Raw genomic sequence first — 1,176 nt, forward strand, 5'->3', positions numbered from 1 at the left:
TCGCCTTACGGTGGAGCTGTGCGTAGATGTGATCAAGAGACAGCGTCCCTTGGCGGGGTGTCCAGAGGGGCAGGGCCCCTCTGGCCCCGGCCCGAACCACGAAGGGCCCACCGCCATGACAGGCCCCGGCGCCGGGCCTATGCTGGGCGGCGTGCAGACGGAGCGTCCCTTGCGCCGGGGCTGGACCACGGGGGCCTGTGCCACGGCGGCGGCGAAGGCGGCCTGCGCGGGTCTGCTGACCGGCCATTTCCCCGATCCCGTGACCATCCGCCTGCCGCGCGGGGAGGAACCCGGCTTCGCGCTCGCGGAGCAGCGGCTGGGGGAGGGCTGGGCCTCGGCGGGCGTGGTCAAGGATGCGGGCGACGATCCGGACGTGACGCATGGGGCGCTGGTGCGCGCCACGGTGCGGCGGGGGGAGGCGGGAAGCGGGCTGCGCTTCCGCGCCGGGCCAGGGGTCGGCACGGTGACGCGGCCGGGCCTGCCGCTGCCGGTGGGCGAGCCCGCCATCAACCCCGTGCCGCGCCGCATGATCGCCGAGGCGCTGGCGGAACTGGGCGCCGGGCCGGACCTGGAGGTGGAGATCTCCGTCCCGGGCGGCGAGGCGCTGGCGCAGCGGACGCTGAACCCGCGCCTGGGCATCCTGGGCGGCATCTCCATCCTGGGCACGACCGGGGTGGTGGTGCCCTATTCCTGCTCGGCCTGGATTCACTCCATCCATCGCGGCATCGACGTGGCGCGGGCCATGGGGCTGGACCACGTCGCCGGCGCCACCGGCAGCACCTCCGAGGAAGCCGTCCAGCGGCTGCACGGGTTGCCGGAACAGGCGCTGATCGACATGGGCGACTTCGCCGGCGGGATGCTGAAATACCTGCGCGCGCATCCGGTGCCGCGCGTCACCGTGGCGGGCGGCCTGGCGAAGATGACCAAGCTCGCCCAGGGTCGCCTCGACCTGCATTCCAAACGCGGCTCGGCCGATCTGGGCGCGCTGGCCGCCCTGGCGCGGGAAGGCGGCGTGCCGGAACCCGTGGCGGCGCGCATCGCCGCGGCGAACACCGTGGCCGAGGGCTTCGCCCTGGCGGCGGAGGCCGGGATCGCGCTGGGCGAGGCGGTGGCGCTGCGGGCCTGGGAAACGGCGGCGCATGTGCTGCTCGGCGCGCCCTCGATGCTGGAACTCGC

The 1,176-nt window shown here is 74.8% G+C and carries 1 protein-coding gene; it reads left to right on the plus strand.

The genetic code is table 11. The annotated features are described in order from the left end of the window. Window positions 1-115: 115 nt before the first annotated feature. Window positions 116-1,176: cobalt-precorrin-5B (C(1))-methyltransferase (locus ROTAS13_RS24805; RefSeq protein WP_253187773.1), on the plus strand; the 1,061-nt coding region annotated here is incomplete at its 3' end.

The sequence above is a fragment of the Roseomonas sp. TAS13 genome (assembly GCF_001950415.1).
GTDB classification, from domain to species: domain Bacteria; phylum Pseudomonadota; class Alphaproteobacteria; order Acetobacterales; family Acetobacteraceae; genus Roseomonas; species Roseomonas mucosa.